Origin of the sequence: Hydrogenophaga sp., assembly GCF_018780385.1 — a bacterium.
In the GTDB taxonomy this organism is placed as follows: Bacteria; Pseudomonadota; Gammaproteobacteria; order Burkholderiales; family Burkholderiaceae_C; genus Hydrogenophaga.
On record NZ_JADMJO010000013.1, the window covers coordinates 62,383 to 82,956 of the forward strand.

Annotated in this window: 18 protein-coding genes; 17 read left to right on the forward strand and 1 reads right to left on the reverse strand. The window is 64.3% G+C overall.

Going from position 1 to position 20,574, the window contains the following annotated elements; all coding sequences use genetic code 11:
* The first annotated feature begins 23 nt into the window (after positions 1-23).
* From IV113_RS07030 to IV113_RS07045, 4 genes are read left to right on the forward strand one after another with little or no spacing between them, the layout of a single operon-like run.
* Positions 24-677, forward strand: a complete 654-nt coding sequence (locus IV113_RS07030; RefSeq protein WP_291082160.1) for a hypothetical protein — start codon at positions 24-26, stop codon at positions 675-677.
* On the forward strand, positions 674-1,135 hold the full coding sequence (locus IV113_RS07035) for a hypothetical protein (protein WP_291082163.1): 462 nt from the start codon (positions 674-676) through the stop codon (positions 1,133-1,135). The genes IV113_RS07030 and IV113_RS07035 overlap by 4 nt, the downstream gene beginning before the upstream one ends.
* On the forward strand, positions 1,125-1,973 hold the full coding sequence (locus IV113_RS07040) for a hypothetical protein (protein WP_291082166.1): 849 nt from the start codon (positions 1,125-1,127) through the stop codon (positions 1,971-1,973). The genes IV113_RS07035 and IV113_RS07040 overlap by 11 nt, the downstream gene beginning before the upstream one ends.
* Before the next feature lie 8 nt (positions 1,974-1,981).
* On the forward strand, positions 1,982-3,952 hold the full coding sequence (locus IV113_RS07045; RefSeq protein ID WP_291082169.1) for an SdrD B-like domain-containing protein: 1,971 nt from the start codon (positions 1,982-1,984) through the stop codon (positions 3,950-3,952).
* A gap of 234 nt (positions 3,953-4,186) precedes the next feature.
* Here the strand turns inward: IV113_RS07045 and IV113_RS07050 are convergent, their stop codons facing one another.
* On the reverse strand, positions 4,187-5,395 hold the full coding sequence (locus IV113_RS07050) for an IS630 family transposase (protein ID WP_291082172.1): 1,209 nt from the start codon (positions 5,393-5,395) through the stop codon (positions 4,187-4,189).
* A 230-nt stretch (positions 5,396-5,625) separates the two neighbouring features.
* On the opposite strand from IV113_RS07050, the gene wbaP reads away from it, so the two are divergent.
* The 13 genes from wbaP to IV113_RS07115 all read left to right on the forward strand — a co-directional run bounded on the left by wbaP (position 5,626) and on the right by IV113_RS07115 (position 20,439).
* The gene (gene wbaP / locus IV113_RS07055; protein WP_291082175.1) at positions 5,626-7,200 is read left to right on the forward strand and encodes an undecaprenyl-phosphate galactose phosphotransferase WbaP; all 1,575 of its coding nucleotides are present in this window, start codon (positions 5,626-5,628) and stop codon (positions 7,198-7,200) included.
* A gap of 35 nt (positions 7,201-7,235) precedes the next feature.
* Positions 7,236-8,273 (forward strand): GDP-L-fucose synthase, encoded by a 1,038-nt coding sequence (locus tag IV113_RS07060; RefSeq protein ID WP_291082178.1) that lies wholly within the window; start codon positions 7,236-7,238, stop codon positions 8,271-8,273.
* Positions 8,274-8,285: 12 nt separating this feature from the next.
* Positions 8,286-9,434, forward strand: a complete 1,149-nt coding sequence (gene gmd / locus IV113_RS07065) for a GDP-mannose 4,6-dehydratase (RefSeq protein ID WP_291082186.1) — start codon at positions 8,286-8,288, stop codon at positions 9,432-9,434.
* 17 nt (positions 9,435-9,451) lie between these two features.
* Positions 9,452-10,774: a lipopolysaccharide biosynthesis protein gene (locus tag IV113_RS07070; protein ID WP_291082189.1), complete on the forward strand. Its 1,323-nt coding sequence runs from the start codon at positions 9,452-9,454 to the stop codon at positions 10,772-10,774.
* Complete coding sequence (locus tag IV113_RS07075) at positions 10,771-12,366, forward strand: GMC family oxidoreductase (RefSeq protein WP_291082192.1); 1,596 nt, start codon at positions 10,771-10,773, stop codon at positions 12,364-12,366. The genes IV113_RS07070 and IV113_RS07075 overlap by 4 nt, the downstream gene beginning before the upstream one ends.
* Positions 12,363-13,334, forward strand: a complete 972-nt coding sequence (locus IV113_RS07080) for an aldo/keto reductase (protein WP_291082195.1) — start codon at positions 12,363-12,365, stop codon at positions 13,332-13,334. Before IV113_RS07075 ends, IV113_RS07080 begins: the two co-directional genes overlap by 4 nt.
* The gene (locus IV113_RS07085; protein ID WP_291082198.1) at positions 13,331-14,587 is read left to right on the forward strand and encodes an O-antigen ligase family protein; all 1,257 of its coding nucleotides are present in this window, start codon (positions 13,331-13,333) and stop codon (positions 14,585-14,587) included. Before IV113_RS07080 ends, IV113_RS07085 begins: the two co-directional genes overlap by 4 nt.
* Position 14,588: 1 nt before the next feature.
* Positions 14,589-15,602: an acyltransferase gene (locus tag IV113_RS07090; RefSeq protein ID WP_291082202.1), complete on the forward strand. Its 1,014-nt coding sequence runs from the start codon at positions 14,589-14,591 to the stop codon at positions 15,600-15,602.
* Positions 15,599-16,729: a glycosyltransferase gene (locus IV113_RS07095; RefSeq protein ID WP_291082205.1), complete on the forward strand. Its 1,131-nt coding sequence runs from the start codon at positions 15,599-15,601 to the stop codon at positions 16,727-16,729. The genes IV113_RS07090 and IV113_RS07095 overlap by 4 nt, the downstream gene beginning before the upstream one ends.
* Positions 16,726-17,874, forward strand: a complete 1,149-nt coding sequence (locus tag IV113_RS07100; protein WP_291082208.1) for a polysaccharide pyruvyl transferase family protein — start codon at positions 16,726-16,728, stop codon at positions 17,872-17,874. The genes IV113_RS07095 and IV113_RS07100 overlap by 4 nt, the downstream gene beginning before the upstream one ends.
* 61 nt (positions 17,875-17,935) lie before the next feature.
* Complete coding sequence (locus IV113_RS07105) at positions 17,936-18,508, forward strand: putative colanic acid biosynthesis acetyltransferase (RefSeq protein ID WP_291082211.1); 573 nt, start codon at positions 17,936-17,938, stop codon at positions 18,506-18,508.
* The gene (locus IV113_RS07110; RefSeq protein ID WP_291082214.1) at positions 18,501-19,457 is read left to right on the forward strand and encodes a nitroreductase family protein; all 957 of its coding nucleotides are present in this window, start codon (positions 18,501-18,503) and stop codon (positions 19,455-19,457) included. Before IV113_RS07105 ends, IV113_RS07110 begins: the two co-directional genes overlap by 8 nt.
* A 10-nt stretch (positions 19,458-19,467) precedes the next feature.
* Positions 19,468-20,439, forward strand: a complete 972-nt coding sequence (locus IV113_RS07115; protein WP_291082217.1) for a glycosyltransferase family 2 protein — start codon at positions 19,468-19,470, stop codon at positions 20,437-20,439.
* The last annotated feature ends 135 nt before the right edge of the window (positions 20,440-20,574 follow it).

Below are 20,574 nucleotides of genomic sequence, written 5' to 3' on the forward strand. Positions count from 1 at the left end.
ACAGCCGCAGCGACACTGACATCATGAAGCGCAAGCCCCGCTCCAGCACGGCACACACTGCAGTGAACCTCTGCGTGGCGTTGCTGTGCGTGGCGGAGATGGCCTCTGCCCGCGCCTGGTCGTTGAACATCACTTCAGGCAGCCGGCGCCTGTTTCTCCATGTCGGCAACGGCGCGCTCAGTGGCTCCAGTGGCACGCTGAATGGGACTGCGGGCACCAGCGGCGCCATCAACCTGGTGCAGGTCTCGGTGCCGGTGGCGCTGTTGGGCAACGGAACAGCCTTGGCCATGACCAGCAACAGCACCCAATCCACCAGCCTGTATGGCGACGGCAACAACACCTGCCCGACCCCCGCCAACGCGCTGATGATCGGTGCCGGGTACCGCCGCAACAACGGCTCGGCCAACGCCACGTTGACCGTCAATTCCAGCACCAGCTTGACCAACGGCAGTGACACCATTCCGTTCACCGAAATCAGCTGGACAGTCTCAGCTCCGGGCAGCGGTGTACCCAACGTGATCCCCGCTGGCACCTTCAACGGCGGCACGCAGACCCTGGCCACGGTGCCAGGCAACACCTACCTCGAAAACTGCCACACCTACAGCTACGCCAACAGCGCGGTGCGCCCGGCGGGCACCTACAACGGCCGAGTGACCTACACCCTCAGCAGCCCATGATCCTGCTCAAACACCTCGTCACGATGGTGGTCTGCACATTCATGACTGCCACAGCCTGGGCCAACCCACATCGGCTGGACGATTCGCTGAGCCACACCGTGCCTCCCAATGTGCAGATGCAATGGCTGCCGTTGACGCCGGGTCAGTCTTTCGCGGGCGGCATGGAAGCCTGGCTGCGCGTCAACATCCGCCTAGATACCCGCGACTGGGCCGGGCGCAGGGGGCGCATCTACATGGTGCTCTCGCGCGACCAGAGCTCCAACGTCGAAGCCGTCTGGACCACCCAAGGGCGCCTGCAGCCCGGGCGCCTTGTCTCGGGTGAACGCTCCCTGGTCTTCGCCGGCACGATCCCCGGCGCCACCCTGGACGACCAGATGCAGGTGCGCCTTCGTTCTAATGCCGACTGGCAGTCCAACAGCCGGCGCCTGAATTTCCACTTCGAACTGGATGTCGACTGAATCCGCCATGCCACATGCGCACCTGAGAGCATTCTTCGCCCTGCGCCATGCATTGCCGGGATGGGTGTGCACCGGTGCCCTCGCTGTCTTGCCGACCAGCATCCAGGCGCAGGGCTTCGCCGCCTACATCACGCCGCCGCGATTCGAGGTGCAGGCCACGCCCGGCCAATCACTGCGCCAAGTGCTGGAGATCCAGCACGTGGGGTCGCAGAAGGGCAACTACCGCATCTACACCAGCGACTGGACACTGCAGTCCGACAACTCCGTCACCTTCAGCGACGAGCTCGCTGCGGACAGCTGCCGGCCCTGGGTGGCGATCGAGCGGCGTGAACTCACGATCGAGCCCGGCGCGCGCTACCGCTACCGCTTCGAGATCACGCCTCCGCCCGGCACGCCGGCGCGCGAGTGCCGCTTTGCGATCATGGTGGAGGGACTGGACCCCGCTCGGGTTCAGGGCAGCTTCAACTTTCCAGTCGGTGGCCGTATCGGCGTCATCGTGTACGCCACCATCGGCGACGCAGCGCCGCAACTGGACATTGCGGCCACGCGCGTGACCACCGTCAATGGCAAGCGGGCCGCCATGATCGACGTTCGCAATCGCGGTAACGCCCACGGCCGACTCGAGGGTTTCGTCAACGCGATCGACGCCACGGGTGCACGCTTCGAGATGGCCCCTGCCGATTTGCCGATCATGCCGGGCGAAACGCGCGGCATCGCGATCAGCCCTGTGGTCGAAGACGGCAAACCAGCCCCCGAGATCCGCTTTCCGCTGACCGTGAAGGGCTCCTTCGAATGGGGCAAGAACCGCCTGCCGCTGGACGCCAGCTTCACTCCATGACGGGAGGGGTGACGCGCCCTTCCCGCTGCCTTCTGGTCTTCCTGGGTCTTGCGACCCCGCTGATCGGTGTATGGGCACAAGGTGCGTCCGGGCAGGCCCCTGCAAACGCACCCGCCGCCTATGTGGACCGGGTGATCGAAAACCTGCCCCCCGAACCGGTGGACGACGGTGAAGCGTATGCCTACAACCGGGAAGGCTTGCCGCGTTTTCTTCGACTGGAGACCCGACTGGGCTCCCAACCGTTTGACCAGGCCCAGAGCACCCGCATTGGCTACGGCATCTACGGCCTGCTGGAAACACCCAACCACGGCACGCTGTCGATCGACGGCACCTATGCCCCGCGCGACAGCAGTGGCACCCTCACCCTGCGCCAGCGCGCCATGCCGCTCGATGGGGGCTGGCTCGTCAGCAATGAGCTCGGTGTGATCAACGCGCCCTCTCCGGATGTCACGCGCCTGCCTTCTCGCGTGTACGTGCCCTCGGCCATCATGCAAGGCCTGAGCACCGAGTGGCAAAACCCGGGCCAGGGCATGCAGCTGCAGGCTTCCACCGGACAACCAGGACGGCTGGACTTCCTGCCCGCCAGCGGATTTCGGCGATTGCAGGGCCAACGCACCACGCTGGGTGGCCAGTGGCGACTCAACGCCGTCGGGGCGGATTCGCTGTCACACCAAGGGTGGGCCGTCGCACTGCGCCACGAGGATGCGCGCAATGTGTCGAATCTGGACACCCCGGTGCTGCCCAGCGACATCGTCGATGCGAACTCCACCTTGCTGGTGCTCAGGCACGAAAGTGGTGAACACCGAATCCAGGGCCAGCTGGTGAGCACCCAGGCCAGCAACGTGAGCGGCTCCCGCAGCGGTTTCTGGGTCGACAGCGAATGGGACGACGGGCCTCGCAGGCACGGCGCGGGCGTGTACCGCCTTGAGCCCGACCTGAGCTGGGCCCAGTTGCCCTTGGCCAACGACATCATGGGCGCCTATGTGCGGTCGAGCTGGCGCACACGCCAGTGGTCGGCCGAGGGCTCGGTGGACTGGCTGGATTCGGTCACCGGACGCTACAGCAGCGGCTTTTACGCCAACGGCTCGGCGCGCTGGCGCCTCAATCGGGACCACTCGCTGGGGGTGGGCGGCACGGTTCGGCGTTTCAACGGCGACGCCTGGAGCACCTACGCTGACTGGCGTTTTCAGAACAGTTGGGGCAACAGCGGCCTGCGCCTCGAGTTCGCTGGAGGTGGCGACCAACCGAGCTCACGCGGCCTGAACTGGGACCAGGAATGGATGGTGCCGCAAGGCTGGGCGCTGTCCACCAGTCTGGGCACCAATGCGTACAGCGCCACCCCGAGCCTGCCCGCCGAATCGACATGGAATGCAGCGCTCAGCGTGTCGGCTCCGTTGACCAGCAAGGCGGGTCTGCGTGGCAACCTCAGCACCGAGCGCAACAACAATGGACAGTCGCATCACAGCATGAATCTGGGCGCGAACTGGCGCATCGACCCCCGCTGGAGCATGGAGGGCTACTACAACCGCTCCACCGGCCGCAGCCGCTTCAACCCTTCGCTGGACCCGTTGGCGCCGTTGCCGGTTTTTGTACCGGATTCGGACCGCTCGTTCTATGCCGTGCTGCGCTACGAGTTCGACGCGGGCAGCCGCAACGTGCCGCTGGGCGGCAAGGCGGCCGACGGCGGGGGCCGCATCGAAGGCACGGTTTACTTCGACGCCAACCGCAGCGGCACTCAGGAGGCCAGTGAAACCGGCGTACCCAACGTCACTGTGTTCCTGGACAACCGCTACGCCGTGCGCACCGACAGCCAGGGCCGTTTCGAATTTCCCTTTGTCGCGAGCGGACCGCGCACGGTCAGCGTTCGCCCCGACACCCTGCCATTGCCGTGGAACGTGGTGGATCAGGGGCAGGTGAAACTGGATGTCCGTCTGCGCGAGAGCGTCTCGCTGACCATCCCTGTTCAACGCAGCGAATAGGCTGGGCGGGGATTGTCCGAGCCCGGGCAGGCGGGTCTCAAGTTCTCGAACAGAGTCGATGGGAGCGCTGCTGCAGCACCGCTTTGACCCAGCCATGCAGCGCCAACGCCCTCAATTGGCAGCCGCAAACCGATAGCTTTTCCACACGAGCCCTTTCGGCGTGGTGTCTCATCCACGAAATCGCGTTTCGGGATGTAAGAACAGCGCTCGCGCCCATGCACCCGTTACACGGGCCTACGGGTGTGATGCGCCAGCTTTTTCTGCACTTATCGCCCAGCGCGCCAGCGCGGACTTGGCGCGGGTGACTTGAGCGGTGTCCGAATCGCTGACAGTCCAGTTGAACGGTTTGGGGGACCTGTTGAGATGTTCGACGTACTGCGCGATGGCTTGCTGAAGATCGGCCACGCCGGTGAAGCTATCGCGCCGGATGCCATGCTCGGAGATATCGCAAAAGAAGCGCTTGACCATGTTCAACCACGTGCCGTTGGCAGGGGTCGAGTGCACGACAAAGCGCGGGTGTTGGGCCAGCCAGGCCTGGACCTTGGGGCGCTTGTGCGTTGCCTGGTTTTCAACGATCAAGTGCAACTGCAGATGCTTGGGCGTCTTGCGATCGATCAAGCGCAAAAATTTGAGCCAATCCTCGTGGCGATGCCGGTCTTGGCACATCGAGATCACGGTACTTTCCAGCTTCTTGAGCCCCGCAAACAGCGCTGCCGTGCCATTGCGCCAATGGTCGTGGTGCATGGTGCCGGCGCGTTGCGAACTGGTGCGGTTGAGCTTCGGAATCTGGCTCTTTTCGGCACAGCTGAGGACCAGCGCACGCTCGCGCGGGTTCATGTACAAGCCCGCGACGTCGACCAGCGCGTCCTCGAAGCGAGAAAGAGGATCCTGTGACACCTTGGAAGTGCCCTGCGAGTGCGGCTTGATTCCGTGGCGCAGCCACACCCGGCGAATGGTCGAGGCGCTCAAGCCCAGGTACGACGCCAACGTGCGTGTGCTCCAGTGCGTGCCCGCAGCCGGTTGCTCGTACAGCGTCGTGCTCAGGATGTGCGACTCAACCGTGGAGGTCACGCTCGGTGTGCGCCCCGAACGCGAGGCGTCCAGCAGCAGTGCCTGGACGCCCCCTTCAATGAAACGCCGTCGCCACAACGCCACCTGACGCCGGTCGAGCTTGACCTCGTCGGCGATGTCCTTGTTCTGCCAGCCTTGCGCCGCCAACAAGATGACGCGGGCGCGTTGCTGCACGCGAGCCTCAACCCGCCTGCCTTTGGACAGCCTGCGCAGCTCAGCTTCGGTTTTCTCATCCGGCTCGATCGCCTCGGCAACACGCATCGCCTCGACCTCCTGGAGCAGGGGGATCTGCCAAAAATCATAAGTTCCAACAACTCGGGCGCATGCCATCAGCCACCCGTTGTCAGGGTATCCAAGCAAGGTTCGATCCAACGCACTCCTCGTCGCCTAACTCAGATTTCGTTACATGTCACCCCCGTACAAGCCCTAAGAATAAAAAGCACAAGTGCAGGGCCGAGTGCCCCGCTCAAAAGCAACGAACTCAGGGTGTCCACGTATGTCGCGCTTCAACCACCAGACGTCTCCGCGCGCCATGCGAGTGCATTGCATGCACCCGCATGGGGCCAGTCCCGTGACCAATCCCATCCGAAGTGGGCATTGACATGGCTCGCGCACGCGCCCGTCCCGTTGAGAGGCCCCCGCCCGCCGAAGGCGCCTCGGGAACCGTCGTCCCGCTCTACAACGAGCATGACCTCGCACGCAGCCTCGCCCCGTGGGCCAACCTCACCCGGCACCAGCAGACGGTCAAAGCCTGGCTGCTGATCACCGATCTGAGCGTGCTCTGGCTCTGCTTCATCGCCGGGCGCCTGCCCGCGTGGCTTCGCGACGAAATGAGCCTCTCCCAGGCCATGAACGTCTGGTGGGCCGCCAATGGTCACCTGCGCATCACGCTCTTCGCAGCCATTGCCCTGACCATGGTGAGCTGGATGTGGACCGTGCAAGGCCACTACTCCGCCCACCGCCGAAAACCCTGGTGGGACGAAACCCGCCAGTTGATCCAGGTCATCGTGCTTGCGGCACTGCTCGACGCCATGGTCATCTACCTCGCCAAGTGGCCGCTCTCTCGCTTGTGGACCGGCGCGACATGGGGCCTCGTGCTGGTCTGCTTGCCACTGGCCCGCCTGGCCATCCGCACCTGGTTGCTGCGCGCCGGCCTGCTCACCCAGCCCTACGTGCTCATCGGCCACCCCGACGACGTTGAAAAAGCCGCTTCCGCCCTGGCCAGCGAGCCGCTGCTGGGCTACACGCCCGTGGCCGTCGTCTGCCCCGACCCCGGCGCTCGACTGGTCAAGCTCGGTGGTGAGCAGGTGGCCGCGCCCACCGCGCTCAGCGCCGGCGTGCGCGAGTTCCTGGCCCGGCCCGGGCCCTACCAGTTGGTGGGCGTGCTCGGCATTCGGGACAACAACTGGCTGCGTGAACTCGCGCAAGACCTCATGCTCACCCGCGACGACCTGGTCATGGTGCCCGCGCTCGGCGGTCTGCCCATCTACGGCATGGAGGTCTCGCACTTTTTCAGCCACGACGTGTTGCTTCTGCGCGCCCGCAACAACCTCAACCGCCGCGGCCCGCAAGTGCTCAAACGCGCGCTCGACATCGCGGGTGCCGTGGCCCTGCTGGTGCTGCTGGCACCGCTGTTTTCCTGGGTTGCGTGGCGCATCAAGCGTGACGACGCAGGCCCCGTCTTCTTCGTGCAGAAGCGTGTGGGTGTGGACGGCCAGCTTTTCGACTTCATCAAGTTCCGCAGCATGGTGATGGATGCCGACGGCGCCCTGGAGCGCTGGAAAACCGAAAACGAAAAGCTCTACGTGCAATACCTGGCCAGCAATTTCAAGCTCGCCAAAGACCCCCGCGTCACGAAGATCGGCCGCCTCATCCGCCGCACCAGCATCGACGAATTGCCCCAACTCTTCAACGTGCTGCGCGGCGACATGAGCCTGGTGGGCCCGCGCCCGCTGCTGGCCCGTGAGCTTGGCGAATACGGCAAAAGCATCGCCGCCTACGGCAAGGCCCGACCCGGCATCACCGGCCTGTGGCAGATCAGCGGCCGCAGTGCCAGCACATTCCAACACCGCATCAACATGGACCTCTGGTACGTGCGCAACTGGTCACTCTGGTACGACCTCGTGATCATGCTGCGCACCGTGCGAGTGGTGCTTAAACAAGAAGGAGCTTGCTGATGTCCCCCGACCTTGCCCCTCACCGATTTATCCCCATGAACACCCCTGAAACCATCTACGTCGCAGGCCACCGCGGCATGGTCGGCTCGGCCATCGTGCGCCAGCTGCTCGCCGCCGGCCATCCCGCCAGCCACATCGTCACCCGAACCCACGCCGAACTCAACCTGACCGATCAGGCCGCCGTTCGCGCCTTCTTCGCGCAGGCCAGGCCGCAACAGGTGTACCTCGCCGCGGCCAAGGTGGGCGGCATCCACGCCAACAACGTGTTCCCCGCCGATTTCATCTACCAGAACCTCATGATCGAGGCCAACGTGATCGAAGCCGCCTTCTGCAATGGCGTGCAAAAGCTGCTGTTCCTCGGCTCCAGCTGCATCTACCCCAAGCTCGCTCCGCAGCCCATGAGCGAACAAGCCCTGCTCACCGGGCTGCTCGAAGCCACCAACGAGCCCTACGCCGTGGCCAAGATCGCCGGCATCAAGCTCTGCGAAAGCTACAACCGTCAGTTCGGCGCCAGCCACGGCGTGGACTACCGCAGCGTCATGCCCACCAACCTCTATGGCCCGGGCGACAACTACCACCCTGAAAACAGCCACGTCATCCCCGCGCTGATCCGCCGGTTCCACGAGGCCAAGCTGTCTGGCGCGCCCAAGGTCGCCATCTGGGGCAGCGGCACACCCCTGCGTGAGTTTCTGTATGTCGACGACATGGCCGCCGCCAGCGTGCACGTGATGAACCTGCCCAAGGCCCGCTACGAGCAACACACCCAGCCCATGCTCAGCCACATCAACGTGGGTTACGGGTCAGACATCACCATCGCCGAACTCGCCCACAGCATCGCCCGCGCCATCGGCTTCGAAGGCCAGCTCAGCTTTGATGCCAGCAGACCCGACGGCACCCCCCGCAAGCTTCTGGACAGCAGCCGCATGCACCGCCTGGGCTGGCAAGCCAAGGTCGATCTGTCGGCCGGACTGGCCCTGACGTACCAGGACTTCCTGAAGCAATTTCCTCCTCGCACCCTGTCCCGCCAGAGGGTAAGGGCCGGAGCCATGGTCTCAGCACTCCCATCCACTTGACGAGCCACAAAGATGACCAAAAATCCACCACCCAACGCCAAGCCCAAAGTCGCCCTCATCACCGGCGTCACCGGGCAAGACGGCTCCTACCTCGCCGAATTGCTGCTCGAAAAAGGCTACATCGTGCACGGCATCAAGCGCCGCAGCAGCCAGTTCAACACCCAGCGTGTGGACCACATCTACCAGGACCCGCACATTGACGACGCGCGCTTCCACCTGCACTACGGTGACCTGAGCGACACCAGCAACCTGATCCGCATCGTGCAGGAAACCCAGCCCGACGAGATCTACAACCTCGGCGCGCAAAGCCATGTGGCCGTGAGCTTCGAAAGCCCCGAATACACCGCCGATGTGGACGGCATGGGCACGCTGCGCCTGCTCGAAGCCATTCGCATCCTCGGGCTGGAGAAGAAGACCCGCTTCTACCAGGCCAGCACCTCCGAGCTCTACGGCCTGGTGCAGGAAATTCCGCAGAAGGAAACAACGCCGTTCTATCCGCGCAGCCCCTACGCCGTGGCCAAGCTCTACGCGTACTGGATCGTGGTGAACTACCGCGAGGCCTATGGCATGTACGCCTGCAACGGCATCCTGTTCAACCACGAATCCCCTCGCCGCGGCGAAACCTTCGTCACCCGCAAGATCACGCGCGGCCTGGCCAACATTGGCCAGGGACTGGAAAACTGCCTCTACATGGGCAACATGGATTCGCTGCGCGACTGGGGTCACGCCAAAGACTATGTGCGCATGCAATGGATGATGCTGCAGCAGGAGCAGCCCGAAGACTTCGTCATCGCCACCGGCGTGCAGTACAGCGTGCGCCAGTTCATTCACATGACCGCCAGGGAACTGGGCGTCACCCTGCGCTTTGAGGGCGAAGGCGTGAACGAGCAGGCCATCGTGCAGGCCATCGAGGGCGACAAAGCCCCGGCGCTCAAACCGGGCGACGTGATCGTGAAGGTGGACCCGCGCTACTTCCGCCCCACCGAAGTGGAAACCCTGCTGGGCGACCCCACCAAAGCCAAAGCCACGCTGGGCTGGGTACCGCAGATCACGCTGCAGGACATGGTGACGGAGATGGTGATCTCCGATCTGGCCGATGCACAGCGCCACGCCCTGCTCAAGACCCACGGCTACGCCGTTGCAGTGTCCAGCGAACACTGATCACCACCTCCACCCCCATGTCTGTCCCACACCCCTTGCGCACGCCGACCCTCGGTCTCTCGTCCATCGCCCGGCGCATCGCCTCTGGCGCGGGCGCGTACGGCTATGCGCAGGCGGTCAGCATCGGCACGCAGCTGGTGTCGCTGCCGCTGTTTCTGTACCACTGGGACATGGCCACCTACGGCTACTGGCTGGCACTGACGGCACTGCCCTTCTACCTGTCGCTGGCCGACGCCGGCATCTCCACCGCCTCGAACAATCAGATGATCGGCCTGATCGCACAGGGCCAGAAGGCGCGTGCCGCCGAGGTGTTTCAGAGCGCGGTGGCTTTTCTGATGTCCGTCTCGCTGCTGATCCTGTTCGTCGTCGGCGTCACGCTGGTGCTGCTGCCCGCCACCACACTGGCCGCTCCGCAATGGAAAACGGTGCTCATGCTGCTGTCCATCAGCGTGGTGCTCGGCCTGTTCTGCAGCCTGGCCGAAGTGGTCTACAAGGCCACCGGTGGCTACGCCGCGGGCACCTACCTGGTCACCACGGGCCGGCTGGTCGAATGGGCTGGCGGCCTGACTGGCCTGGTGCTCACACAGAGCTTCATCGGGGTCGCCGCCTCGGCGCTGCTGGCGCGTCTGGGCTACACGCTGCTCTGCATCTGGTTGAGCCAGCGGCGCACCGACTTTCTGCGCTGGGGCGTGCGGCGCGCCAGCCTGGCCGACATCAGGCAGGCCGCAGCGCCCGGCGCGCTGTTCTTCTCGCTCTCGCTGACCAACGCGCTGAGCCTGCAAGGCTTCACCGTGCTGGTGGCGGCCACCCTGGGCCCGGCCGCCACCGCCGTGTTCAACACCTACCGCACCATCGCCAGGATCGTGGTGCAGGTCACCAACGCCCTGAGCAATCCGCTCTGGCCAGAGCTCACAGCTCTCAAGGGGCAAAAGGACGACGGCGCTTTCTGGAAGCTCTACCGCCGAGCCAACCGCCTGGGCCTGCTCATCGCCGCCGCGGGTGCGCTGCTGGTGTACCTGGTCTCGCCCTGGCTGCTGGACGTCTGGACCCACGGCCATGTTCCCTTCACCGCCACCAGCATGGCGCTATTCCTGCTCTATGCGGCCGTGTGTTCCGCCACCCAGGTCCCGCGCGTCGTGCTCATGGCCATCAACCGCCATGCCGGTCTGGCCTGGCAGAGTCTGGTGGCCGCCGTGGTCTCGCTCATGGTGGCGTGGCTGGCCTGGCGCAACGCCGGCATGACGGGTGTGGTGGGCGCCATGTTGCTGGGCGAAGCGCTGGTCTGGCTCACCGCCACGCTCGGCGTGCGCCGTCTGCACACAACGAAGGCCGCCGCATGATCGTCGACCTCAACCACAGCTCGCCACCCGACACCGCGCATGACGTCGTCATCGTCGGCGGTGGCACGGTGGCCCTGCTGCTGGCCGTGCTGCTGGAACGCCAGGGCCAGCGCGTGCTGGTGCTGGAAACCGGTGGCGGCAGCTTCGAAGCCCCGGCACAAGAACTCAACCACGCCACCGTCACCGGCCGGGCCCACACCGGCATTTCCATGGCCCGGGGACGCGCCCTGGGGGGCACCTCCAACCTCTGGGGTGGTCAGCTCACCGGCTTTGTGCCATCCGACTTCGAGGCCCGCGAAGGCGTCTCCGATGCGCCTTGGCCCATCACCTACCAGGACCTGCTGCCCTGGTACGAGGCTGTGGCCAAAGAACTGCGTCTGGCCGATGCGCTCGACGAAAACACGCCCCAGGCGCGCAAACTCTTCGGCGACCGGTACCCCGACATTCCCGGGTTCACCTTGTTCCTCACGCGCTGGCTCAAAGAGCCCGCCATGGCCCGGTACTTCAGAGAGCGCCTGCAGAACGCGCCGAACCTCACCGTCTTGCTGCATGCCCACGTCACGGGGTTGGACCTGGCGGCTGATGGCGAGCGCGTCACCTCGGTTCGGGTGGCGCGGGCCGACGGCACATCCACCGCCATCCAAGGGGAGCGTTTCGTGCTGGCCAACGGCACCATCGAAATCGCCCGCCTGCTGCTCGCCAGCGCGGCAGAACAGCCCCATGCCCCCTGGGCCGGCAACGCATGGGTGGGCGCAGGCTTCCAGGACCACCTCGAAATGCGGGGGGGCCGGGTGCACCTGCTGGACAAACCCCGCTTCCTGCGCACCTTCCAGAACATCGTGCTGGGCGGCCACAAGTACCAGCCCAAGCTGCGGCTGAACACCGAAGCGACCACCGCCGGCGCTGACGCGACGCTCAACGTCACCGGCTACTTCGCGTTCGAGTCCAGCATCTCCGAGCACCTGCAGCACCTCAAAGTGATGGTCAAGTCGCTGCGGCGCGGCGGGCTGTCGCACCAGGGTCTGGGCGACATGCTGCGCCACCTCCGGGGCATGGGCAGCGCCTGGGTGCCGATGATCGTCCAGTACCTGCGGCATCACCGCATCTACAACCCGGCGGACCGGGGTGTCTGGCTCGTCATGCACGCCGAGCAGTTGCCGCGTCATGACAGCCGCATCACGCTCGATCACCAACGCAGAGACCGCTTCGGCATGCCCCTGGCCGTGCTGGACTGGCGCATTGGCGGCCAGCCCGAGGTGCGCGCGATGGCCGCCTTCGTGCGCCGCGTCGGTGACAGCCTGCAGGCGGCCGGGTTGGCCCGTGTGGAGATCGACGCGCTGCTCGACGCCGAAGATGCGCGCGTGCTGGAGCACGCCACCGACACCTATCACCAGTGTGGCGGCGCACGCATGGGCCACCACCCGCGCGACGGCGTGGTCGACAGCGAGCTGCGTGTGTTTGGCACCAGCAACCTGTTTGTGGCAGGTGCCGCCGTGTTCCGCACCTCCAGCTACGCCAACCCCACGTTCACCGCCATGGCACTCACGGCCCGGCTGGCCGAACAACTGCACCGCGAACCGGTGACCGCATGAAGATGGACAGGCACACCGACCTCATCTCCCAACGGCTGGGCTTTGGCTGCGGCCGGCTCAAGGGTGGCCATGAGAAGGCCAACGCACTGCGGCTCGTGCATGCCGCGCTGGACTTGGGGTTGCGCCACTTCGACACCGCACCACCCTACGGACTGGGCACGTCCGAATCCGTTCTGGGCGAAGCCCTCAAGGGTCGGCAAGAGCCCGTCACCGTGTTCACCAAAGCGGGACTGGCCCGCCCCGCATCGCCCGGCCTCATGCAAACGGCGCGGGCCATCGTCAAGCCCCTGGCCAACCACATCCCCGGGCTGCGCAAAGCCGTGCTCAAAGGCATGGCCCACCGCGCCGCGCCCGCCAACTTCAACCCGGACTTCATCGCCCAGTCCTTCGAAACCAGCTTGCGCCTGCTGCAACGCGAGCAGGTGGACGGCCTGCTGCTGCACGAGGCGCAAGCGCACGACACGCTGGCACCCTTGAAGCCGCTGTTCGACCGCTACGTCGCCCAAGGCCAGCTGGTGGCCTATGGCAGCTCCACCGGGGAACCATTCGACCAACTCGTGCGCTTCGGCACGGTGCTGCAATACCGCTGCCCCGTGCCCGGCACCGACGAGGTGCCTTCCGAGTTCAGCGACGAGGTGCCCCCCGCGTCCACCGACATCCTGCACGGCGCGTTCCGTTTCATTGCACCGGCCATCTCGGAGCAGATGGCCCGTGACAGCCAGCTCAAAGACCAGTTGGCCAGCTTGCTGCCAGCGGGAACAGACCCGGCCGCAGCGACCGGCGCACTCGCCCTGGCCTACGCCCTGGCCCAGTGCCACAACCGCCTGCTGTTCTCGACCAACCAGCCGCAACGCCTGGCCACCACGCTTCAACACGTCCGGCACGTCACGGGCTCGGCCCAATGGCGGCCTGCGATGCAAACCCTTCACGCGGCCTTCGCGCAGACAGGTGCCCTATGCGCGGCTTGAACACACAGTTGTCGCGCTGGTTTCTGGGCGGCTCCATCTACCTGACAGGGTGGTACTACGAAGGTCCGGCGCTGCAGGCTTCCCAGATGGGGGCCATCAGCCTCCTGCTCATGGCGGGCTTCTTTTCTGCGCTGTCCGGCGACACCCTGCGCATTCGGCCCAGCCCCGTCGAATGGCTGTTCGGGATCGCATTCCTGTTTGCCATGCTGGTGGGCTGGATGACGGGCAACGTGTTGTCGACGATGTACGGTGCCATGTTGCTGCTGGTGCTGCTGGCCATTGCGTTTCTGGTCCGGCACAGCCGTGCGGCCGATTTGATCGCCGTGTTCCGGTGGGCCTATGTGGCGCTCGTCGGCACGCTGCTCCTGCTGGAACACCAGGCACTGTTTGCATCCCTCTCGGGCAGTGTGGAGTACGGCCTCGGACTGGTTCGCTACCAACCGTTGGGCATGAACCCCAACCTGAGTGGTCTGGTGTACGGCGGTGGTGCCCTGCTGTTCTTTCAGCGCTATCTGGCCGCGCAGAAAGGGTCGCAAAAAGCTTTTGCGCTGGCCATGGTGGTGCTGTGTCTTTTCGTGTTGCTGGCCGCGTCGGCTCGCGCCGGCATGCTGGCGCTGGGCGTCGCCGGATCGACAGGTATCAGCTTGATTGCCTTGCGCGGCTCCCGCCGTTCGCGCATGAGCCTGGTGTTCGCTGCGTTCATCGGCCTGATGGTCGTTGTCTTCAAGTGGGCGGACATCAAGGAGTACATGTCGCTCATCCTGGACCTCGACTCGCCCACCCGCGGTGTGGAGTCTGGCGCCACCGGGCGCACCGATATCTGGCGAGCGGGCATTGAACTGGTGTTCTCGGACGGCACGCTGCTGTTCACGGGCCGGGGCATCCGCTCGGCCTTGCCAGAAATCATTGGATTCCCGGTCGAAAGTTCCTACATCAACCTGGCGCTGGAACACGGCTTGTTCTTCGGCTCACTCATCACGCTGGCGTTCGTCATCACCGCCTGCCGCGCGCTCCAGCAGGGGCTCAAACCGGGCCACTCCCGGTACCAACTGTTCATGGTGGGGCTGATGTTTGTCTTCATGCTGGCCCAGTCCTTCTTCAACCGGTACCTGATTGGCGTTGGCAATCCCTATTCGCTGTGGATCCTCGTGTTGATCCTGCAAGTGAATCTGAAATCGATTTCTCCCGCGCCCATCGGGCGGGAAACATTCTTCCCACTGAATACCCATCGGACAGCACGGATCGGATCCTGATATGGCACGCAGACAAACAGACACCACCCTGATGCTGTTCATGGCAACGGTATTGATCACCTTGTCGCATCTCGACGCCTTCGTGCCGGACAAACGAATTGCGACCGGTGGCGCCATTGGCAACTCGCTGTTTTTCTTCCTTTCAGGTTATGGCCTGGCCATGAGCTTGAATGCCGCCAGCAGGGACGCATCCATGCCGTCGCTGCTGGACTACATCAGGAAGCGTGTCCTGCGCCTGTACCCCGCCGTCCTCATCGTCGCCTGCGCCATGCTCGCGATCGGCATGATCCGCATCACAGGCATCGCCGACCTCGTCCAGGTCTTTGTCTGGCCCACGCCGTTCTGGTTCATCTCGGCGGTGATGGTGTTCTACGTGCCTGTCTTCTACCTGGCGCGCCTCAAGCCCGCCGGCATCGCCACGGCCATGGTCCTGCTGCTCATTCCGTACGCGTTCTTCTACAGCCAGCTGGACTTGTCGACGTTCGTCGTGGAAGGCGACGACTACTTCAAGTGGATCAACTACTTCGGCATCACCCTGCTGGGCTGCCTGGTCGCGCGGCTGCAGCTGCCCCCCACATTCAACCTCTTCACCATCGCCTCTCTGCTGATCTCGTTGCTGTTGTTCCTGGTCACCAAGCTCACGGTGTTCCGCTACGACATGGGCCCTCTGCAGTTCGTGTTCCATCTCCTGCTGTACCCCATCGTCTACTTCAGCTTTCATCTCTTTGCATCCGAAACGGTGCTCAGACCCCTGCGGGCCACACCCCTGTTCCCCACCGTCGCGCTCCTGGGCGGATTGACCCTTGAGATCTACCTGACGCAAACCGCGTGGATCCATTGGCTGGAAGCGCAGAACTACCCCTTCGGCCATGCCGTTCTCCTGACCATGGCCCTGGTTCCCCTGCTGGTGTTCTCGTTGCTGACCCGATGGCTGTCCAACCGGATGACGGCAGGCGCATCGCGCCTGTTCCACCCGCAACGGCTTGATCAACCAAAACCGTTGGACCTGACATGAATTTCGTCTTCTGGCATTCCTACCTGATGTTCCACCAGGCTGCGTACATCCGCGCGCTGGCGAACATTCCCGGCAACACGGTGCACTGGTGCGTGGAAGAAGCGTTGCCGCGCCGCTACCGCGAGCGCGGCTACCCGGTGCCCGACACCGGCAAGGTGCAGGTGCACATCGCACCCACCCCGGAACAGATCGCCGAACTGGCCACGCTGCCCGACTCGGTGCAGGTGTTTTTCGGGCTGCGGGGTTTCGCCCTGCCGCTGACCGCTTTCAAGGCCAGCCTGGGCGCCCCGGTGCACCGCTTCCTGATGACGGAAAACCGCTACGAGCCGGGCGCACAGTTGCTGCCCCGCTGGCTGGTCTACACCTGGGACGCGCTGCGCTACCGACGCCATTTGAGCGGTGTGTTCTGCATCGGTCATTCAGGCCGTTACGGCGGCGCGCGGTTTTTCTCGGCCTGCGGTTACCCCATGGAGCGCATCGTGCCCTTCGTGCACGTGGTGGACAGCACGCCGGTGCAACACACGCCGGTGCACCGCGACCACAAGGAAATCCTGTATGTGGGCCAGTTGATCGCGCGCAAGCGGATCGATCTGCTGCTGCAGGCTTTCAGCCAGCTTGCCGTGCCCTCGGCCCGCCTTCGCATCATTGGCAAAGGCAAAGAGGAGCAAGGCCTCCGACAGCTGGCCGGCCAGCTCGGCATTGCCGAGCGGGTGAGTTTCTCGCAAGGCATGCCCAACGCCGAGACCGTCGCGGCCATGGCCGCTGCCGACGTGCTGGTGCTGCCCAGCCGGTTTGACGGCTGGGGTGCGGTGGTCAATGAAGCCTTGATGGTGGGCACCCCGGTGATCTGCAGCAACCGCTGCGGGGCCAGCGACGTGATCGAGAACGGGCGCAATGGCTACGTGTTCGAGGCCGGCAACGCGCCCGCATTGCTGGAGCGCCTGCGCAGCTTCTGCGAGGACTTCCACTGGGACCGTGCCGAACTCGCAAGGGCCGAGTCCACCCACTTGGGCGGGCCAGCGGTAGCCGCCCGCTTTCAGCAACAGCTCACACGTCTGCTGGCACCGCCTCGGACGGCCCGGCGGCCCGCCGTGCAAGGCACGGCATCCACGGTGGTTAAGCGATGAACGTCGGTATTCTTACTTTTCATTTCAGCGACAACTACGGTGCCGCGCTGCAAGCCTATGCCTTGCGCCGCTGGTTGACGGAGCAAGGTCATCACGCCAGCTTCATCGACTACCGGCCCGCGCACATCGAACACGGTGGCAGGCTTTGCCTGCCCACGTCGCCCGCCAGGCTCAAGGCCAATCTGAAGGTGGTCTATCTGGCGGTGTCTTCGTTCCTCAACGAGCACTTCGGGAACCGGAGCCAGAAAGAAAAGTTCGTCCGTTTCAGGGAGCAGTTCCTGGATATCAGGAGCGATGTCGCCCCCACGGACAACGGTGCATCGCTCGCCGCGGCGCAGGCATACGACCTGATCGTGGCGGGCAGCGACCAGATATGGAGCCCTTCCCAGCATTTCGGTTTTGATCCGAACTACTTTCTGGCCTTCGCCAAGTCGTTCCGAGCCAGAAAGATCTCGTATGCCGCCAGTTTCGGCAGAGACCGGGTGTCCTCGTCGGAAGCAGCGCAGTTGCCACCGTTGCTGCACAACTTCGATGCCATTTCTGTTCGTGAAGCCTCCGGTGTCACGCTGGTCGAGCGGGCCACCGGACACAGGCCGGCCAACGTGCCGGACCCGACCTTGCTGCACAGCAACTATGCGGAACTGACCGATCGGGCGTCGTCCGACCACGACGATCCGTACATCTTCTGCTACGGGCTGCGCTCGCCAGACAACATCCGTCAAACGGCCGATCTCGCTTCAAAGCAGTTGAACTGCCCCGTCCTCTCGCCGCACAACCCCCACCGGCGGTGGGTCGAGATCGGCGACACGGTCTATCCCGATCCAGGCGAGTGGGTCTCCTTGATCAAGAACGCACGGTTTGTCGTGACCAATTCTTTCCACGGAACCGTTTTCTCGTTGCTGTTCAAAAAGCCCTTCATCGTGGCTGGACTGACAGGAGAGAGAGCCTCCGCCAATGCCCGAGCCATCCACCTTCTGCGGGCTGTCGGTCTGGAAAGCCGTTTTGCGCCCTCGTTCTCGGAGCAGAACACCAAGGCACTGATGACCAAAGAAATCGATTGGACAGCCGTCGACCAGCGACTGGCGGACCTGCGGCAGGCCGGCAACGCGTTTCTGAGCACGCAACTGAAGGCGGTGGCCCCATGAGCGATGCCCGGCCGTTCCGAAGGCGCTCAGCCCCGCAGTGCGCAGCACGGAGGGTGGCCTCATGAGCGATGCCATGAGCGACTTCCGTTCACTGCGGTACCGCAGCGACTTCACCACCGCGGCCAAGTTGCGGCGATTCGCGTGGGAAGTGGTCTGGCTGCTGGCCTTCAGACCAACCCCGCGCTGGGCGTTGCATGGATGGCGGCGCTTCTTGCTGCGGTCGTTCGGGGCCCAGGTGGGCGCCGGATGCCGGATCGCGCCGACGTGTCGCGTCTGGGCACCATGGAATCTCGCCATGGGCGAGTTCTCGGCCCTCGGTGACGGCGTGGACTGCTACAGCATGGACCGGATCACCATCGGCTCCAAGGTCACCGTCAGTCAGCGCTCCTTTCTGTGTACCGGCTCGCATGACACCCGTTCGTTGTCCAGACCCCTGGTCACCGGCCCCATCGTGATCGAAGACCACGTGTGGATCGCTGCAGAGAGCTTTGTCCATTCGAACGCGGTGATCCGGGAGGGTGCCGTCATTGGTGCGCGCTCGGTGGTGTTCAAGGACATGCCTGCCTGGTCCGTCTGTGCCGGAAACCCTTGTCGAAAGATCAAGGACCGTGTGCTGAGGGACGGCCATGTTTGACAAGCTCTTCAAGGTAGCCGGCATCTTCAGCGAGGCCCTGCGCGACGCCGTCCTGTTCCTGCGGTTCAACTCGTATTCACCGTGGGTGGACAAGTCCAGGCGCGCGTTCTACAAAATCATCATCGAGGCCCACACGATCGAGAAGGGCCTGTCCCTGCCGAACCCGAAGCTGATGTTCGGCAAGGACAAGATCCGTTTCGTGATGAGCGCGCTGTCGCGTTACGACATCCAGCACTCACCCGTGCCTGCCCACATGTCGCTGGGCGCCCTGGAAGCCTATGTGAACTTCCATGCGAGGGCGGGCGCGTCCGACCCCTTGCTCGACGAGATCTCCCGCTACTTGAAAGCGTGGGAAGCCAAGCTGCCCAAGCCCTGGAAGGGTGGCACGCGGGACTATTCGTTCAATGGCCAGCCACCCAGCAACCTGCAGCACCTGATGGCCAGCCGGTCGAGCATCAGGACGCTCCAGTCCGAGCCGCTGAAACCCGAGCTCATCTTTGAAGCGATCTCGCTCGCGCAGCTGGCACCCTCGCAGTGCAACCGCCAGTCCTCTCGGGTCCATGCCTATCAGGACCCCAGCCGCATCCAGGAACTGCTCGCGTTGCAGGGAGGCTCCCGTGGCTTTGCGGAATCGGTCGGCAATCTGTTCGTGGTGAGCTCGGAGATCTGCGCCTGGGGGGGACCCGGACAACGCAATCAGGCGTATGTCGACGGTGCGCTGTTCGCCATGTGCCTGATGTTTGCCTGCCGATCGATGGGCTGGGGAGCCTGCCCACTCAACCTGGCCATCAATCACAAAACCGAGGCAGCGATCCGCCGCGCTGGAGGCATTCCGGCGGGCGAACGGCTGATCATGATGATCGCCTTCGGTGAGCCCATCGCACCGGAAACCCGGGTGGCTTTCTCGCCGAGAAGGCCTGCGGCCGAAATCGTCACCCTTCATGCATGAGGAAAAACCGATGAGCATCACCGCGATCATCCTGACCCACAACGAATCCCTTCACATCGAACGCGCCATCCGGTCCATCCAGGCGTTCACCGACCAGATCTGCGTGGTCGACTCCGGCTCCACCGACGCCACCACCAGCATCGCGAAACGACTCGGGGCCGAGATTTACACGCACCGTTTTGTCAACCAGGCCAAGCAGTTTCAATGGGCCCTCGACACCATCGATGTCCATGGCGAATGGGTTCTCCGTCTGGACGCCGACGAAATCATCGAGCCCGACCTCGCCCGCGAGATCGCCGAGAAGCTGCCCCAGCTGCCGGCCGACGTGGTGGGCGTCAACCTCAAGCGCAAGCACATCTTCATGAACCGCTGGGTGCGCCACGGCGGGCGCTACCCCCTCATGATGCTGCGTCTCTGGCGCCATGGAAAAGGCCGGGTTGAAGACCGCTGGATGGACGAACACGTGGTGGTCTGGGGCGGGCGCACAGTCACTTTTGACGGTGGCTTTGCGGACCACAACCTCAACGACCTGACCTACTTCATCGACAAGCACAACAAGTACGCCACGCGCGAAGCCATCGAAGTGCTGAACCAGCGACTGGGGCTGTTCGCTCGGGATGACGCACTCAACGCCCGCAGTGCCTCGTTCCAGGCCTCGTTCAAACGCTGGGCCAAGGAGCGCATCTACAACCGCATTCCCTTCACCATCAGCGCCGCCTTGTATTTCTTGTGGCGCTACATCTTCCAACTGGGTTTTCTGGATGGCCGCAGCGGGCTGGTCTACCACTTCCTGCAGGGCTACTGGTATCGCTTTCTGGTGGGCGCCGAGCTCATGGAGCTGGAGCGGGCCGTGGCCCATCTCGATGACAAGGCAGCCATCTGCGCCGAATTGAGCCGGCTGACCGGGCACAAGCTGGTGGCACGCAGCGAGCCATTGGCGACCTCGGACGTCAACGAAAGCCAGCTGGCGCCCCGACTTTGACCACTGGACCTCCATGCGTACCAACCCTCCATTCCCTGTGCCCCCGTGGTTTCTTGCAGTCCTGTGCCTGGCGTGGCCGGCATGGGCCCACGCCACTGTCCCGTTGATCTGCAAGGACGCCGCGACGCCGGATGG

Coding starts and splice junctions, on each gene's coding strand:
- IV113_RS07080 (WP_291082195.1), top strand. CDS start 12,363: ATGAAGATGGACAGGCACACCGACCTCATCTCCCAACGGCTGGGCTTT.
- IV113_RS07040 (WP_291082166.1), top strand. CDS start 1,125: ATGTCGACTGAATCCGCCATGCCACATGCGCACCTGAGAGCATTCTTC.
- gmd (WP_291082186.1), top strand. CDS start 8,286: ATGACCAAAAATCCACCACCCAACGCCAAGCCCAAAGTCGCCCTCATC.
- IV113_RS07075 (WP_291082192.1), top strand. CDS start 10,771: ATGATCGTCGACCTCAACCACAGCTCGCCACCCGACACCGCGCATGAC.
- IV113_RS07105 (WP_291082211.1), top strand. CDS start 17,936: ATGAGCGATGCCATGAGCGACTTCCGTTCACTGCGGTACCGCAGCGAC.
- IV113_RS07110 (WP_291082214.1), top strand. CDS start 18,501: ATGTTTGACAAGCTCTTCAAGGTAGCCGGCATCTTCAGCGAGGCCCTG.
- IV113_RS07035 (WP_291082163.1), top strand. CDS start 674: ATGATCCTGCTCAAACACCTCGTCACGATGGTGGTCTGCACATTCATG.
- IV113_RS07115 (WP_291082217.1), top strand. CDS start 19,468: ATGAGCATCACCGCGATCATCCTGACCCACAACGAATCCCTTCACATC.
- IV113_RS07100 (WP_291082208.1), top strand. CDS start 16,726: ATGAACGTCGGTATTCTTACTTTTCATTTCAGCGACAACTACGGTGCC.
- IV113_RS07060 (WP_291082178.1), top strand. CDS start 7,236: ATGAACACCCCTGAAACCATCTACGTCGCAGGCCACCGCGGCATGGTC.
- IV113_RS07090 (WP_291082202.1), top strand. CDS start 14,589: ATGGCACGCAGACAAACAGACACCACCCTGATGCTGTTCATGGCAACG.
- wbaP (WP_291082175.1), top strand. CDS start 5,626: ATGGCTCGCGCACGCGCCCGTCCCGTTGAGAGGCCCCCGCCCGCCGAA.
- IV113_RS07030 (WP_291082160.1), top strand. CDS start 24: ATGAAGCGCAAGCCCCGCTCCAGCACGGCACACACTGCAGTGAACCTC.
- IV113_RS07095 (WP_291082205.1), top strand. CDS start 15,599: ATGAATTTCGTCTTCTGGCATTCCTACCTGATGTTCCACCAGGCTGCG.
- IV113_RS07070 (WP_291082189.1), top strand. CDS start 9,452: ATGTCTGTCCCACACCCCTTGCGCACGCCGACCCTCGGTCTCTCGTCC.